Below are 14,301 nucleotides of genomic sequence, written 5' to 3'. Positions count from 1 at the left end.
TCACGTCCCGCCCGCCCCGCGATGGCGATCCGTGGCCGCCGCTCAGGGGGCCAGATACTCCCCCAACCGCGTGAACTGCTCGTTGACGACCCGATCGACCGCCGGCGCGATGGCCTCGAGTCCGCCCGGCGCGTAGCCGCCGACGGCGTAGACGGCGGTCAGTTCGGTGCCCTCGTCGGTGGGCTTCAGGGTCACGGACAGCACACCGGTGACGGCCATCTCCTGCAGGGGCCCGAGCGAACCGCGCAGCCGCAGACGCTTGCCCGGTTCGGCATAGATCACCTCCATGTGGGTCACGCTGCCGCCGCCGGGCAGGCGCTCGCCGAACTCCTCGCCGGCCACGGGGTCGAGATAGAGGTTCGCGGCGTCGGACGACCAGGAGTGGTCGCCGTTCCACCATTTGTCGATCTCGCCGAACGCGCCCCAGACCCGCTCCGGTCCGGCGGCGATGGCGTGGACGGTGCGGCTGGTGAATCCGGCCGGCGAGACGTCGGTGACCTCGGCCAGGCAGGGGGTGCCGACGAACAGGGCCAGCAGGGCGGCCAGGGCGGAACGGCGCATGGGGCTCTCCATGGTTGGGGACGGATCCGGACGACGAAGACCGATGATCGGGGCATTATATACCGATATGGTCCGGGAAGGGTTGCATCGCCCGCGGCCGGCATGGCGGGCCGTCACCGCCGACCCTATCATCGCAGGAGGTGTTCCCCCACTCCCTGAACCGTAAGGACCCCCATGCCCAACCGTCGCCAGTTCCTCCAGGCCGCCGCCGGCACCGCCGGACTCCTCGGCCTGCACGCCAGCGGTCTCCTCGCCGCTGCGGCCACCGCCGCCGACGTCCCCCGCGCCGACCGCCCCCTGAAGTTCCTCTTCCTCGGCGGGACCGGCTTCATCGGGCCGCACCAGATCGAGTACGCCCTGGCCCGCGGACACGACGTCACCATGTTCAACCGCGGCCGGCGCAGCGGCATGTACGGCGACCGGGTCGAGGAGCTGACCGGCGACCGCGACGTGAACGTGGGCGACGGGCTCAAGGCCCTCGCCGGCGACCGCACCTGGGACGTGATCGTCGACAACTCGGGCTACGTGCCGCGCCACGTGCGCGACGCCGTCGACCTGCTGGGCGGCCGCTGCACGCGCTACGTGTACGTGTCGACGGTGGCGGCCTACCCGGACACGCCCGGCCACTACCGCGAGGACGCCGAACTCGCGCCCCTGGCGGACAAGTCCATCGAGACCGTCAACGGGGAGACCTACGGCCCGCTGAAGGCCGAGTGCGACCGCATCGTGCAGGACGTCCTCGGCGACCGAGCCACCATCGTGCGCCCGACCTTCATCATCGGGCCGGGCGACCGCACCGACCGCTTCACCTACTGGGTCGACCGCGTCCATCGCGGCGGCGACATCGTGGCCCCGGCCCTGGCCGAGCTCGCGGTGCAGACCGTCGACGTGCGCGACCTCTGCCCCTGGATCGTGCGCCTCGGCGAGGCCGGCACGCCCGGCGCCTTCAACGCGGCCGGCCAGACCTGGACCCGGGCCGGCCTGCTCTGGGCCATCCGGGCCGACACCGGCGTCGAGAGCACCTTCCACTGGTGCACGCCCGAGGTCGCGGCCGAGCTCGAGTACCCCTTCCCCATGCTCGCCTGGGGCGAGACGTCGACGACGTTCGACAACGCCGCCTCGCGGGCGGCCGGCCTGGACTACCGGCCCCTCGCCGATTCGACGGCGGCGACCCTGGCGTGGTGGCGCGAACAGCCGGACGAGCGGCGGGCCAACCCCCGCGGCTGGCCGGACGCCGAGCTCGAAGGCCGGGCCCTGGCCAGGCTCGGCGGCTGACGGCAGGCCGATCGGAAGACCGATCGGAAGACCGATCGGAAGACCGGGCGGCAGCCGCCCGGCGGCGGTCAGGGGGCGGGCTCGCCCAGCACCCGGCGCACGGCCCGGGCCAGGCTCTCGCGCGTGTAGGGTTTGGCCAGGAAGTGCACGCCCGGCTCGAGGACGCCCTGATGGGCGATGGCGTTCGCCGTGTAGCCCGACATGAAGAGCGTGCGGAGGTGGGGCCAGGTCGCCGACAGTCGCCCGGCCAGGTCGCTGCCGTTCATGGACGGCATGACGACGTCGGTCAGCAGCAGGTCGACGTGCTCCTCGCCGGCCGCGGCGAGGGCCAGGGCTTCGGCGGGGGAGCCGATCGCCAGGACCCGGTAGCCCAGTTGCACCAGCTGGCGACGGCAGAGCAGCAGGATGGCCGCCTCGTCCTCGACCACCAGGATCGTCTCGTTGCCGCCCGGCGCATCGGCGATCGCCGCCGCGCCGGGACTGGTCGCCGCCACCGAACCGGCCGCCGCGGGCAGGTGGATGCGCACGGTCGTGCCGCGCCCTTCCTCGCTGGTGATCTGCACGATGCCGCCGTTCTGGCGGACGATGCCGTAGACCATGGCCAGGCCCAGTCCCGTGCCTTCGTCCGGACCCTTCGTCGTGTAGAACGGTTCGAACACCTGCGGCAGGGCCTCCGCCGCGATGCCGCACCCGTCGTCGCTCACCGCCAGCATGATGTAGTCGCCGGGCTCGGCCCCCGGATGCTCCGCGCAGTACGCCGCGTCGAAACGCCGGTTCGCCGTCTCGATGACGACGGTTCCCTGGCCGGTGATGGCGTCCCGTGCGTTCACGCACAGGTTGGCCAGGATCTGGTCGATCTGGGACGGATCGAGGTGCACCAGGGCCGGCGCCGCCTCGGGTCGCCAGACGAGGGCGATCTCCGCGCCCATGAGCCGCCCGAGCATCTTCAGCAGGTCGGCCACGACGGTGTTCAGATCGAGGTTGCGGGGTTCGATGGTCTGCTTCCTGGCGAAGGCCAGCAGCTGGCGGGTCAGGCTCGCCGAACGCCGGGCCGCCTGGTCGATCTGGCGCAGGTCCGCGCGGAGGTCGGCGCTGCCGGGCTGCTCCAGGAGCTGCTCGGTGTAGCCGATGATGACGCTCAGCATGTTGTTGAAGTCGTGCGCGATGCCGCCGGCCAGCCGGCCGACGGCCTCGAGCCGCTGGGCCTGCTGCAGCTGGACCTGCAGCTCGTTGCGGGAATCCCGGTTGCGCACCCGGCTGCTGATGTCGCGCACGAACGCCACATGGAAGGTGTCACCGCAGCAGGTCAGGTGGCAGGCGCACACCTCGACGGGAAAGATCTCGCCGTTGCGGCGGCGGTGGCGGGTCTCGACGGTGCGGCGACCGGCCGCGGCGAGGAGTTTCCACTGCTCGGCCCAGCGGTCCGGGGGGAAGTCCGGGTCGATGTCCCACAGCTTCAGGCCCAGCAGTTCCTCGCGCGTGTAGCCGAGCGAGGCGCAGGCCTGGCGGTTGACGTGGACGAAGGAGCCCGATTCGCCCATCCAGAAGATCGCCTCGGGCGACTCCTCGACGGTGATCAGCATCCGGGACAGATAGTCGGCGGCGGCACCCGTGAGGGTGTCGCCGGGCTGCGGCAGTTCCGCCTCCATGGTCGTCCTTCCGTCGGCTCGCGCGCGGTCAGATCTCTTCGACCTCGGTCACCTCGACCGAGCAGCGGACGCCCTCCACATCCACGTGTTCTCCCAGCAGTTTCAGGGTTTCTCCCTCCAGGTGGGCCGCGAACCGCCGTTCCAGGTGATCGTCGTCGAACACCTTCCAGGCCAGGTCACCCACCCCCTCCGTTCCGCAGTAGGCCATCAGTTCGAGGTACAGCGACGATCCCATCTCCACGTCGCTGTAGCTGTCCAGGCCGATCTCGATGGCCAGCCCGTCGTCGGGCACGGAGCGGCCGCCCCGCCGACGGATCTCCTCCTCCCAGAAACCGGAGACCGCGCCGTTGAGGTAGAGGCGGAACTCGTCGTTCCCCGTGGCCGTCCACACGTCCGCCATCCGACGGTCGTCGTCATGCTCCAGGTCGATGGCGATCACCGCCCGGATGCGGGCCGGACAGTTGTCCCGGAGATCCTCGAAATCCTCGTACATGGTCGCTCACCTCGCGTGGTCTCCCGTCCGGTGCGGAGCGGGCGCTGAACATATACCACCCGGCGGTGGGGACAAGCCTGTTTTCGGCAAAGACCCCGTCTGTGAAATCATTACCATGTAGCGCAGCCGCGAAATCCAAGGTAGACTGACATTTAGATTCCAGGACCGCCACTCCCCACCCGTTCCCCGAGGAGGTCCCCATGCCGGCCAAAAAGATCAAGGAGCTGCTCAAGACCAAGGGCGAGCAGACGCTCATCACCGCCAAGCCCGACGACACGGTCTTCGTCGCCGTCACCCGCATGGTCGAGAACAACGTCGGCGCCATCCTGATCACGGTCGATGGGCAGATCCGCGGCATCATGTCCGAGCGCGACTACCTGCGCTTCATCACCATCCAGGGCCGCACCGCCCGCGACACGCCGGTCAGCGAGCTCATGACGCGCAAGGTCATCTACGTGACACCCGATGCCGACCTGAACGAGGTCATGGCGATCATGACCCGCGAGCGCATCCGGCACATCCCCGTTCTCGAGGGCCAGACGTTGCTGGGCATGGTCTCCATCGGCGACGTGGTCAAGCAGATCAGCGCCAACCAGTCCGAGCAGATCGACGTCCTCGTGGCCTACATCAACGAGGGCTATCCGGGACCGAACCGCTCCGCATAGCCCCGCCCCGCGCCCGCAGCGACGAGCCCCCGGCGATTGTGCGCCGGGGGCTTGTGGTTTACCTTGGGTGGCGTCCCCTCCGGCCGGCGCCGGGACACGCCCGCGCCCGCCCGCCCGCATCCACCCGCGTTCCGGGAGCGACCGAACATGGCGCAGACAGTCATCGAGAAGATCGTCCAGGCGCACGCCGTGGGCCTGAAGCCCGGCCAGGAACTGAAGGCCGGCGACTACGTCACCCTCGTGCCCGACCACGTCATGACCCACGACAACACGAGCGCCGTCATGGGCAAGTTCAACGGCCTGGGCGTGACGAAGGTGAAGGACCCCCGCCAGCCGGTGTTCACCCTCGACCACAACATCCAGGACCTCGGCGACGACAACCATGCCAAGTACGCCAAGATCGCCGAGTTCGCCCGCAGGCACGGCATCGACGCCTACCCCGCGGGGCGCGGCATCGGCCACCAGATCATGATCGAGGAAGGCTACGTGCGGCCGGGCGGCTTCTGCGTGGCGAGCGACAGCCACAGCAACACCTACGGCGGCATCGGCGCCCTCGGCACGCCGGTGGTGCGCACCGACGCGGCGGCCCTGTGGGCCACCGGCACCGTGTGGTGGCAGATCCCGCGCACCATCAAGGTGAACCTGACCGGACGCATGCAGCCCGGCGTGACGGGCAAGGACGTCATCATCACCCTGTGCGGGCTCTACAACCAGGGCGAGGTGCTCAACGCGGTGATCGAGTTCGGCGGCGACGGCGTGGCCGACCTCGACATGGAGGAACGCCTGACCATCGCCAACATGACCACCGAGTGGGGCGCGCTGGCGGGCTGGTTCCCCGTCGACGCCACCTGCGTGGAGTTCATGCGCGGCCGCCGGGCCTGGCTCGCCGACCACGGCGTCACCGACCGCATCACCGACGCCGACCTGGAAGCCTGGACGCGGAACCCGCCGGTCTCCGACGCCGGCGCCGACTACGCCGCCCTGATCACCCTCGACCTGGCCCGGGTCACGCCCCACGTGAGCGGACCCCACAGCCTGCAGGTGATGACCTCGCTGGCTGCGCTGCACGCGAAACGCATGAAGATCGACAAGGCCTACCTGGTCAGCTGCACCAACTCGCGCCTGGGCGACATCGAGGCCGCGGCCGCCGTGGCCGACGGCGGGAAGGTGGCCGACGGCGTCGAGTTCTACATCGCCGCGGCCAGCGCGCCCATCCAGGCCCAGGCCGAGGCCAGCGGGGCCTGGCAGAAGCTGATCGACGCCGGCGCGAAGGTGCTGCCCCCGGGCTGCGGCCCCTGCATCGGCCTGGGCGTGGGCCTGCTCGAGGACGGCGAAGTGGGCATCTCGGCGACGAACCGCAACTTCCGCGGCCGCATGGGCAGCCGCGACGCCGAGGCCTACCTGGCCAGCCCCGCCGTGGTGACGGCCAGCGCGCTGGCCGGCTTCGTGACCGGGCCCGCCGGCATGGATCTCACCGACGCCGTGCCCAAGCGGGACATCCGCGAGTTCACCGCACCGGCGGGCGGTGCCGCCGCCACCGACATCCTCGACGGCTTCCCCGCCGGCATCGAGGGGCGGCTGGTCTACCTGCCCAAGGACAACCTGAACACCGACGGCATCTACTCCAAGGACTGGACCTACCGCGAGGACGTCACGAAGGAGAAGATGGCCGAGGTCGTCATGGAGAACTACGACCCCCAGTTCGCCGGCCGCATCGCGCCGGGCGACGTGCTCGTCGCGGGCTACAACTTCGGCACCGGCTCGAGCCGCGAGCAGGCCGCCACGGCCCTGCAGGCGGCGGGCATCCCGCTGGTCATCGCGGGCAGCTATTCCCAGACCTACCTGCGCAACGCCATCAACAACGGCTTCGTGTGCGTGGAGTGCCCGCCCCTGATCGACGCCCTCGCGGCGCACCACGCCGGTCGCGGCGAGAGCGAGCGCACGATCATCGACGGCGACGCCATCGCCCTCGATTTCGCCTCGTCGACCGTGCGCTGGAACGGCCGGGAGTTCCGCTTCACGCCCCTGGGCACGCCGGTCCAGGAAGTGATCGTCGCGGGCGGTGTCGAGAACATGGTGCGGGCGGCGCTGGAAGGCTGAGCCGATGTTCGACGCGGGCCTCTACGTGTTCCTGCTGCGGCTGAAGAGCCCGGCGACCCTGGCCGTGGGGGCCCTCGGCGAACACCATTTCCCCGCCGGCTGGTACCTCTACACCGGCAGCGCGAAGCGCAACCTGCACCGCCGGGTCGCGCGCCACTGGAGCGTGAAGCCGACCCGCCGCTGGCACTTCGACCACCTCTCGACGGCCCCGGACAGCGAACCGGTCGGGGCCGTCGTCGTGCCGCTGGCGGCCGGTGTCGGCGAGTGCGAGCTGAACCGGCGCGTCGGCACCCTCGTCGGCCGACAGTACCCGGTGCCCGGCTTCGGCGCGAGCGACTGCCGCGAGGGCTGTCCGGCCCATCTCTGGTTCAGCGCCGCGCCCGTGTCCCTGCTGGGCCTGGCCCGCGTCCACGCGACGGCGGCCCTCCTCATGCCCGGCGCCGACTTCTGGGAGCCCGACCTGCACGAACTCGGCGACGCGGTCGACCCTACCGGTAGAGGGCCTTGAGGCCGGCGAAGGTGGTTCGCCCCGTCGCCAGCGGCGGGTCGATCAACCAGGCCACCGGCAGGGCCGGATCCCCCGAACGGACCGTCATCGGGTGCCAGGTCCCGTCGGCCTGGTAGGCCAGCTGCCCCGTGTCCGGCCCCGTGAACGGCGTGGCCGCCAGGTAGAAGTCGATGCCGAAGGGCGCGAGCACCAGGCAGTGCCAGGTCATCAGCACCGTGGCCGGCGCGGTGGGCATCGGGGTCGGCGTCGTCAGCCGGACCGAGTCCTCGATCGGATCCCAGATGCAATCCAGGCACAGGATCGGCGCCGGCGGCGACACCGTCAGGCGGATGAAGAGACCGTCGTTGCCGCCGGTGTCGAGCCGGTAGTGGAACTCCAGGCCGGTGAAGGTGGCGTGAGCGGGATTCGTCAGGACGACATAGGCCGTGAACGGGACGTAGGGGACGGCTTCGGACACGTAGGTGTCGGCCACCAGGTCGAAGTAGATGCCGACGCCGTCAGGCGTGGGATCGACGACGGCCGGGGCGACCGCCGCCCAGGCCAGTCCGGCCAGTGCGGCCAGGAGTGCGAGCGTTCTCTTCATGGTCCCTCCGGTGGGGTCGGCTCCACGCGGGTGATCAGGGACAGGCGGCCCCCAGTCCCCCGGCGAAGCGCACGAGATCGACGAGATTGATCACCCCGTCGCAGTGGAAGTCGGATCGGTAGCGGTAGACGCCGCCGAAGAAGTCGGTGGCGAAGACGGGCACGTCGATCAGGTTGACGGTGCCGTCGCTGTTGAGATCGGGACTGTTGAACCACAGCGGGAAGGTGCCCCACATGCCGGGCGCCCCATTGACCATCACCCGGCAACCGGCCGTCGAGGAACCGCCCGCCCGCAGGGGACGGGTCCAGGAGGTGGTGCCGCCGGCGTCGGTGTCCGCGTCGGCGATGCTGCCTCCGACACACACGACCAGGCCGCCGTCGTCCGCCTCGAGCCACATGTCCTCGGCCGGAAAGTCGGCGACGGGCACGAACGCGCAGTCGCGCAGGGTGTAGGTGATCGTCACGTCGACCGGATTGCCGGACTGATCGCGTGCGGCGGTGAAGGCGTCGCCGGTGCCCCCGGGCGTGACCATGAGCGAGTACGGCCCCGGTCCGGTGGCGGCGAGGGTGGCCGTCGACACGTCGGCCGGGTCACAGAAGCCCGTCTGGGCGGCGGCCCCGCGCGGCAGGACGGCGAGAAGAGCGATCAGCGCAACGACCGCGATGAAACGATGACCTGAGCGAACCATCCCATTCCCCCTCGTTCGGCGCCCGGCCCCGGCCGGGCGCCCGGACTACATGAGCGAAAGCTGGATCTTCAGGCCCCGATTGCCCGGATCCAGCACCGACGCCCGTTCCAGGGCCACCCGCGCGTCTTCGCGCCGGTCCTGGTCCAGGCAGATGAATCCCGCCAGCGCCCACACGCCGGCGTCCGACCAGGGATCGGGTTCGCCCCGGTTCAGGGCCGCCACCATGGCCTGCGCCGCCGTCGGATCGCCGCGGGCCCGATCGGCCTCGAGGACGACCGTGATCTCGTCCGTGCTCAGTCCGGCCAGGGCCGCGCCGACGGCTTCGCCTGCGGCCTGTCCCAGCGCCAGGCGACGGCCGGCGTCGGCCTCGCCGTTCCGCACCAGGAAGCGGGCCAGGGCCACGCGGTTCGCCGCGTTCGGCTCCTCGTCGTAGGCCGCCCGCAGGGCGGCGCCGGCGGCCTCCGGATCGGCCGTCGCCGCCCAGCGTCCGCGGCTGCTGCCGCTCTGGCCGTAGAAGTTGGCGATGTCCCGGGGTTCGAGTTCGTCCGGACTTCGCGACAGGCCCGACAGGACGGCCGCCGTGGCCACGCGGTCTCCCTGCGCCTCGAGCAGGGCGAGGGCCTCCTCCACCTCGAGGTAGGCCGACTGGGAATCACCCATCAGGTGGTAGACCTGGCCCTGCAGCACCGCCGCCTGGCCCGCGAACACGCCCTGGCGCCGGCAGATCTCGAGGGCGTCGAGGGCCCGCGAGGCCAGGCGCTGGCGCTCGTGTTCGTCGTAGGTGTCGGCCAGGCGATCGACCAGCTCGGCGGCCCAGGCGAGCCGGCTGCCCACCATCAGGTTCGCGTCGTACGAGAGTTCGTACACGCCACCGCCCGGCCGTCCGGTCAGGGGCGCGAGCGAATGGGCATACCGCTTCGCCAGGAGGTACGGCTGGTAGGGCACGGTGACGAAGGACTGGTTCCAGGCCTCGGCCGCGAGCGCCGGGCGGCCGGTGGCGAGGTAGATGTCGCCGGCCTCGTTCCAGAAGCGGTGGGCGAAGAGGCGCTGGCTGTCGAGGTTGAAGGTGCCGAAGGCGGCGCGGGCCATGTCGACCCGGCCCACCCGCAGCCACGTGTAGGCCATGATCCAGTCGTGCAGGTAGGTCGAGGCCTTCCGCGACCAGGTGTCGATGTTGGTCGTCTCGGGGACGTACTCGCCCGTGGCGAAGTCCATGGGAAAGGCCGCCACCGGTTGCGCCCGCAGCTCGGCCGCCACCGCGATGGCCACCTGGTCGTCGCCGGTCTGGGCGGCCAGGAGCCCCTGCAGCAGCCGCGGCTCGACGCCCCGCGCGCCCCGGCTCGCGGCCTGCTCGAGGGCGGCCCGGGAGGCCTCGAAGTCGCCCAGGTCGCGCAGCAGCCAGGCCCGGTCCAGCCAGACGGCGGCCCGCATGGCGGTCAGTTCCCCGGACGGCATCAGGTCGAGGGCGGCCTGGGCGCCGTCCAGGGCCCGCAGCGCCCGCAGGTCGTCGCCGACCAGGGTGCAGAAGTAGGCGTAGAGGTGCCAGGCGTAGGGATTGTCGGGCGCGAGGCCCACGGCGGTGCGCAGGCGCGACAGCATCTCGGCCATCACCGTGTGGTCGCTGATCCGCGCGCCCCAGCCCGTGTCGAGTCCGGCGCGGGCGTCCTGCACGTAGCCGCTGACCCGGTAGCGGAAGTCGATGACGAATTTCAGTTCGGCCGCGGCGGCGGCGCGCCGCTCCTGGCGCTCGTCTTCGTCCAGGCCCGCCCAGGCGGCGGGCGGCAGGCCGCTCAGCCGGCCCCGGTAATCCCGGGTCGCCGCGTAGACGGCCTCCTGATCGATGTGGTCGCGGGAGCGGTCGAGATGGCTGGAGCCGGCCGAACTGCGGTAGATCTGGCGGTCGGCCGCCCGCCACTCGGCGACGGTGCCGAGATCCGTCCACGCCGAGGGGAGTTCGAAGCCCCGCCTCCCGGTCGCGCCGAACGCGTCCCCCCCCTTGATCAGAGCCGCCCCGCAGAGCGCTCCGACGATCGCCGCGGCCATCAGCACGCGCCGGTAGACCAGGATTCGAATCATCTGCCCCTCCGTCCGGTTGCCATGTCGGGTTCCGGAGGTGATAATACGGGATCCGCCGGGCCCGGACAACGTTTCCGCCCGATTGCCGCCCGCCCCAGCCCGGAAATCCGCCATGACCTTCGCCCCGCACCTCGCCTGGATCGCCCTCGCCACGGCCCTCTGGTGCGCCCTGCACAGCCTCCTGATCACCCATGCCGCCCGCCGGCTCGTGCGCCGGCTCTTCCCCCGCTGGCACGTGTTCGACCGGCTCGTCTACGTGGGGGTCAGCACCGCCAGCCTGGCGCTGCTCGCGGTGTGGGTGCGCAGCCAGCCCGCGGTCACGCTGTGGGACTGGCCCGGCTGGTGGGGAATCGTGCGGTGGCTCGGCCTGGCCGAGGCGGGGGTGCTGTTCTGGCTCGGGTCGCGCGCCTACGACGGGCGCGCCTTCCTCGGCCTGCGCCAGGCGGCCGACTGGGCCGCCGGACGGGAACCCCGCCCCGCCCCCTTCCGCACCGAGGGCATCCTGGGCGTCATCCGCCACCCGTGGTACACCGCGACCCTCGTCGTGCTGGTCTTCTGCCTCCCCGTCACCGACGTGAATCTCGTCTGGCGGGCGGTCCTGGCCGTGTACACCGTCGTCGGCACCGAACTCGAGGAGCGGAAGCTGCTGCGCGACGTCGGCCCGGCCTACGCCGCCTACCGCGCGCGGGTGCCCCGCTTCCTGCCCCTGCCCTTCCGGCGCCGCTCCTGAATTGTCCCCGCGGCCGATATGGGGTACCATGGCGCGAGTTCGCCCACCCGACCGCCCGCCCGCGCGGGCCCACCCGGAAGGAGACGCATGCTCCAGGAGAACTTCGTCGCGACCATCGCCGGTTCGCTCCGCAGGCACTGGGAAGTCGACTGCTACAGCGACCTGGACGGCGGGACCCTGACCTACGGCGAGGTGGGCAATCTCATCCACTCCCTCCACGCGGCCTTCGCGGCGGCCGGCATCGCCCGGGGCGACCGCATCGGCGTCGTCGGCCGCAACTCGGCCCACTGGTGCGTCTCCTACCTGGCGGCCACGACCTACGGCGCGGTCATCGTGCCGATCCTGCCGGACTTCACTTCGGCCGAGATCGAGCACATCGTGCGCCACAGCGGCAGCCGCCTGCTCTTCCTCGCCGACGGCGTTTTCGATCGCCTCGAGGAGTCGAAGATGGACGACCTGGCGGCCGTGGTCCGGCTGACCGACTTCTCCGTCACCTGGAGCCGCGAGGCGAAGTTCGGTGAACGCTTCAATGCCGCCCGCGCGTCGGCGCACCCCATCGGGCCCGACGACGTCGCCTTCCCCGCCGTGGCCAACGACGAACTCGCCGCCATCGTCTACACCTCGGGCACGACCGGCTTCTCCAAGGGCGTCATGCTCGACGGGAACTCGCTGATCGCCAACATCCTGTTCTTCAACGCGAGCGTCGCGCTGACCCCCGGCGACAACATGGTCTCGTTCCTGCCGCTGGCCCACGTCTTCGGCTGCGCCTTCGACTTCCTGGCCCCCACCGTCGCCGGTTGCCACATCGTCTACGTCGAGAAGATCCCCACGCCGAAGATCCTCGTCGCCGCGTTCCAGAAGTACCGTCCGGTGGTCGTCATGTCGGTGCCGCTGGTCATCGAGAAGATCTACCGCAACCGGATCAAGCCGGTACTCGAGACGCCGAAGATGCAGCTCCTGCTCAAGGTGCCCGGCCTCAACAAGCTGGTGTACAAGAAGATCCACGATCAGGTCTACGAGGTCTTCGGCGGCCGCTTCAAGGAGATGGTCATCGGCGGCGCGGCCATCAACCGCGACATCGAGGACTTCTTCCGGCGCATCGGCCTGCGCATGACCTGCGGCTACGGCATGACCGAATGCGGCCCGCTCATCAGCTACTCGGTCTACGACGACCGCCCCCCCACGGGCAGCGTCGGCCGCATCGTGCCCACCATGGAATGCCGCATCGCCGACGCCGACCCCGAGACCGGCATCGGCGAGGTCCAGGTGCGCGGCGAGAACCGCATGATGGGCTACTACCACGACGAGGAGGCCACCGCCGAGGCCATCGACCCCGACGGTTGGCTGCACACGGGCGATCTCGGCCGCCTCGACGCCCAGGGCTTCCTCTACTTGACGGGCCGCTCGAAGAACATGATCCTCACCTCTTCGGGCCAGAACGTGTATCCTGAGGAGATCGAGTCCCAGCTGAACAACATGCCCTGCGTCGAGGAGTCCCTCGTCCTCGAGCAGAACGGGCAGCTGCTGGCGCTGGTCTACCCCGACCTCGAGTCCGTGGACAAGGCCTGCCTGAAGGGCCGCCAGGTCGAGGACCTGATGGAGGAGAACCGCAAGTTCCTGAACCTGCGGCTGCCCGGCTACTGCCGGATCGCCAAGCTCAAGGTCCTGTACGAGGAATTCGAGAAGACACCGACGAAGAAGATCAAGCGTCGCAAGTACGCGGCATTTTCCTGACAACCGCGTTCACGGGACGCAACGGTTTCCTGAAGGAGTGACCCAGATGAAGATCAAGCAGAATCCCCAGGGCGACATCATGGTGCTCGAGCTGTCGGGCAAGATCATGGGCGGCCCCGACTTCGACAAGTTCAAGGGCGAGATCAACGGCCTCATCGAGAAGGGCACGAAGAACGTGGTCCTCGACATGTCCGGCGTGCCCTGGATCAACTCGACGGGCCTGGGCATCCTCATCACGGGCTACCACTCCCTGAAGAATGCCGACGGCACCCTGAAGATCTGCAACGTGAAGGAGCGGGTGCTCAGCATCTTCTACATCTCCCAGCTGCAGAACATCTTCCAGGTGTACCCGACCCTGGACGAGGCCATGGCCTCCTTCGGCTAGGTTTTCCGCAACGTGCGCGAGCGGAAGCGCCCGGCCCCCTCGGGGGCCGGGCGCACTCTTTTTCCTTCCGGTTTTCCTTCCGGATGGGCGGCGAATCCGGAGCGCAGCTAGGCGTCGCCCGCGTCCTTCCGCTTGATCATGGCGTCGCACTGCACGTAGCCGTACTGCTCGTACAGGCCGTGCGCGTCGCGGGTGCGCAGCATCTCCTGGGACACGTTCACCACGTCGGGGTGGGCGCTCAGGCAGTCGATGAGCCACTTGCCCAGCCCGATGCCGCGGTGGTCCGGATGGACCATCACGTCGCAGATCCAGGCGAAGGTGCACTTGTCGGTAACCGCCCGCGCGAAGCCGATCTGCCGCCCCTCGGTGTACAGGCCGAGGCACAGCGAGTTGCGGATCGACTCCTCGATGACCGTCCGGGGGCGCTCCGCCGCCCAGTACGACTTCTGCAGGGCCGGCGCGACGTAGAAGATGTCGAGTTCGCCCTTGTCGTCGCTGATGCGATAGCCGTTGCGTGTCCATTCCATGGCAGTCTCCCGTGGCCGCCTCCATGCGGCCTTGCCCCTTGGGTGTCGGCTAGAACTCGGCGAGACCCGTCGCCCGCGGGAAGGGGATCACGTCCCGGATGTTCTTCATGCCCGTGACGTAGTTCACGGCCCGGTCGAAACCGAGCCCGAAGCCCGCGTGCGGCACCGTGCCGTACTTCCGCAGATCACGGTACCACCAGTATTCCCCGAGGTCGAGGCCCATCTCGGTGATGCGGGCGTCCAGCACGTCGAGGCGCTCCTCGCGCTGGCTGCCGCCGATGATCTCGCCGATGCCCGGCGCCAGCACGTCCATGGCGGCCACGGTGC

15 protein-coding genes are annotated in these 14,301 nt (G+C 70.1%); 7 read left to right on the top strand and 8 right to left on the bottom strand.

All coding sequences use genetic code 11. The features are described from left to right. Positions 1-42 precede the first annotated feature (42 nt). Entirely contained in the window at positions 43-561 is a 519-nt protein-coding gene (locus tag KDM41_13730; protein MCB1184484.1) for an SRPBCC domain-containing protein, read from the bottom strand. 174 nt (positions 562-735) lie between these two features. Between KDM41_13730 and KDM41_13725 the strand changes: the two genes are divergently transcribed. Beyond that, positions 736-1,836, top strand: a complete 1,101-nt coding sequence (locus KDM41_13725) for an NAD-dependent epimerase/dehydratase family protein (GenBank protein MCB1184483.1) — start codon at positions 736-738, stop codon at positions 1,834-1,836. Between the two features lie 68 nt (positions 1,837-1,904). Here KDM41_13725 and KDM41_13720 read toward each other — a convergent pair whose 3' ends face one another. Together KDM41_13720 and KDM41_13715 are read right to left on the bottom strand one after the other, a co-directional pair. After that, on the bottom strand, positions 1,905-3,485 hold the full coding sequence (locus KDM41_13720; protein ID MCB1184482.1) for a response regulator: 1,581 nt from the start codon (positions 3,483-3,485) through the stop codon (positions 1,905-1,907). 28 nt (positions 3,486-3,513) lie between these two features. Continuing rightward, positions 3,514-3,978 carry a hypothetical protein gene (locus tag KDM41_13715; protein ID MCB1184481.1) on the bottom strand — a complete coding sequence of 155 codons (465 nt, stop codon included), beginning with the start codon at positions 3,976-3,978 and terminating at the stop codon, positions 3,514-3,516. Positions 3,979-4,178: 200 nt separating this feature from the next. Here KDM41_13715 and KDM41_13710 point away from each other — a divergent pair, with 200 nt between their 5' ends. From KDM41_13710 to KDM41_13700, 3 genes are all read left to right on the top strand, one after another. Beyond that, entirely contained in the window at positions 4,179-4,643 is a 465-nt protein-coding gene (locus KDM41_13710; protein MCB1184480.1) for a CBS domain-containing protein, read from the top strand. A 147-nt stretch (positions 4,644-4,790) separates the two neighbouring features. Next, entirely contained in the window at positions 4,791-6,743 is a 1,953-nt protein-coding gene (lysF, locus tag KDM41_13705) for a homoaconitase (GenBank protein MCB1184479.1), read from the top strand. A gap of 4 nt (positions 6,744-6,747) precedes the next feature. After that, positions 6,748-7,251 (top strand): GIY-YIG nuclease family protein, encoded by a 504-nt coding sequence (locus KDM41_13700; GenBank protein ID MCB1184478.1) that lies wholly within the window; start codon positions 6,748-6,750, stop codon positions 7,249-7,251. On the opposite strand, the gene KDM41_13695 is transcribed toward KDM41_13700, so the two are convergent. The 3 genes from KDM41_13695 to KDM41_13685 are packed head-to-tail and all read right to left on the bottom strand — an operon-like array spanning position 7,232 to position 10,598. Beyond that, positions 7,232-7,834, bottom strand: a complete 603-nt coding sequence (locus KDM41_13695) for a hypothetical protein (protein MCB1184477.1) — start codon at positions 7,832-7,834, stop codon at positions 7,232-7,234. The two genes, KDM41_13700 and KDM41_13695, sit on opposite strands and share 20 nt — an antisense overlap. Before the next feature lie 34 nt (positions 7,835-7,868). Then, on the bottom strand, positions 7,869-8,522 hold the full coding sequence (locus KDM41_13690; protein ID MCB1184476.1) for a hypothetical protein: 654 nt from the start codon (positions 8,520-8,522) through the stop codon (positions 7,869-7,871). A gap of 45 nt (positions 8,523-8,567) precedes the next feature. After that, positions 8,568-10,598 carry a hypothetical protein gene (locus KDM41_13685; GenBank protein MCB1184475.1) on the bottom strand — a complete coding sequence of 677 codons (2,031 nt, stop codon included), beginning with the start codon at positions 10,596-10,598 and terminating at the stop codon, positions 8,568-8,570. Between the two features lie 112 nt (positions 10,599-10,710). On the opposite strand from KDM41_13685, the gene KDM41_13680 reads away from it, so the two are divergent. The 3 genes from KDM41_13680 to KDM41_13670 all read left to right on the top strand — a co-directional run bounded on the left by KDM41_13680 (position 10,711) and on the right by KDM41_13670 (position 13,447). Further along, positions 10,711-11,328 carry a hypothetical protein gene (locus KDM41_13680; protein MCB1184474.1) on the top strand — a complete coding sequence of 206 codons (618 nt, stop codon included), beginning with the start codon at positions 10,711-10,713 and terminating at the stop codon, positions 11,326-11,328. Positions 11,329-11,415: 87 nt separating this feature from the next. After that, entirely contained in the window at positions 11,416-13,062 is a 1,647-nt protein-coding gene (locus KDM41_13675) for an AMP-binding protein (protein ID MCB1184473.1), read from the top strand. A gap of 46 nt (positions 13,063-13,108) precedes the next feature. Then, positions 13,109-13,447 (top strand): STAS domain-containing protein, encoded by a 339-nt coding sequence (locus KDM41_13670; protein ID MCB1184472.1) that lies wholly within the window; start codon positions 13,109-13,111, stop codon positions 13,445-13,447. Between the two features lie 107 nt (positions 13,448-13,554). On the opposite strand, the gene KDM41_13665 is transcribed toward KDM41_13670, so the two are convergent. Together KDM41_13665 and KDM41_13660 are read right to left on the bottom strand one after the other, a co-directional pair. Next, positions 13,555-13,974: a GNAT family N-acetyltransferase gene (locus KDM41_13665; GenBank protein ID MCB1184471.1), complete on the bottom strand. Its 420-nt coding sequence runs from the start codon at positions 13,972-13,974 to the stop codon at positions 13,555-13,557. A 49-nt stretch (positions 13,975-14,023) separates the two neighbouring features. Next, positions 14,024-14,301, bottom strand: a 278-nt coding sequence (locus KDM41_13660) for an asparagine--tRNA ligase (protein ID MCB1184470.1), incomplete at its 5' end; no start/stop codon positions are given.

The organism is bacterium, assembly GCA_020440705.1.
Classification (GTDB): Bacteria; Krumholzibacteriota; Krumholzibacteriia; order LZORAL124-64-63; family LZORAL124-64-63; genus JAGRNP01.
Note: the sequence above shows the minus strand (reverse complement) of the source record. Positions and strands in the feature narration are given on the sequence as shown.

Coding starts and splice junctions, on each gene's coding strand:
- KDM41_13730 (MCB1184484.1), bottom strand. CDS start 561: ATGCGCCGTTCCGCCCTGGCCGCCCTGCTGGCCCTGTTCGTCGGCACC.
- KDM41_13725 (MCB1184483.1), top strand. CDS start 736: ATGCCCAACCGTCGCCAGTTCCTCCAGGCCGCCGCCGGCACCGCCGGA.
- KDM41_13720 (MCB1184482.1), bottom strand. CDS start 3,485: ATGGAGGCGGAACTGCCGCAGCCCGGCGACACCCTCACGGGTGCCGCC.
- KDM41_13715 (MCB1184481.1), bottom strand. CDS start 3,978: ATGTACGAGGATTTCGAGGATCTCCGGGACAACTGTCCGGCCCGCATC.
- KDM41_13710 (MCB1184480.1), top strand. CDS start 4,179: ATGCCGGCCAAAAAGATCAAGGAGCTGCTCAAGACCAAGGGCGAGCAG.
- lysF (MCB1184479.1), top strand. CDS start 4,791: ATGGCGCAGACAGTCATCGAGAAGATCGTCCAGGCGCACGCCGTGGGC.
- KDM41_13700 (MCB1184478.1), top strand. CDS start 6,748: ATGTTCGACGCGGGCCTCTACGTGTTCCTGCTGCGGCTGAAGAGCCCG.
- KDM41_13695 (MCB1184477.1), bottom strand. CDS start 7,834: ATGAAGAGAACGCTCGCACTCCTGGCCGCACTGGCCGGACTGGCCTGG.
- KDM41_13690 (MCB1184476.1), bottom strand. CDS start 8,522: ATGGTTCGCTCAGGTCATCGTTTCATCGCGGTCGTTGCGCTGATCGCT.
- KDM41_13685 (MCB1184475.1), bottom strand. CDS start 10,598: ATGATTCGAATCCTGGTCTACCGGCGCGTGCTGATGGCCGCGGCGATC.
- KDM41_13680 (MCB1184474.1), top strand. CDS start 10,711: ATGACCTTCGCCCCGCACCTCGCCTGGATCGCCCTCGCCACGGCCCTC.
- KDM41_13675 (MCB1184473.1), top strand. CDS start 11,416: ATGCTCCAGGAGAACTTCGTCGCGACCATCGCCGGTTCGCTCCGCAGG.
- KDM41_13670 (MCB1184472.1), top strand. CDS start 13,109: ATGAAGATCAAGCAGAATCCCCAGGGCGACATCATGGTGCTCGAGCTG.
- KDM41_13665 (MCB1184471.1), bottom strand. CDS start 13,974: ATGGAATGGACACGCAACGGCTATCGCATCAGCGACGACAAGGGCGAA.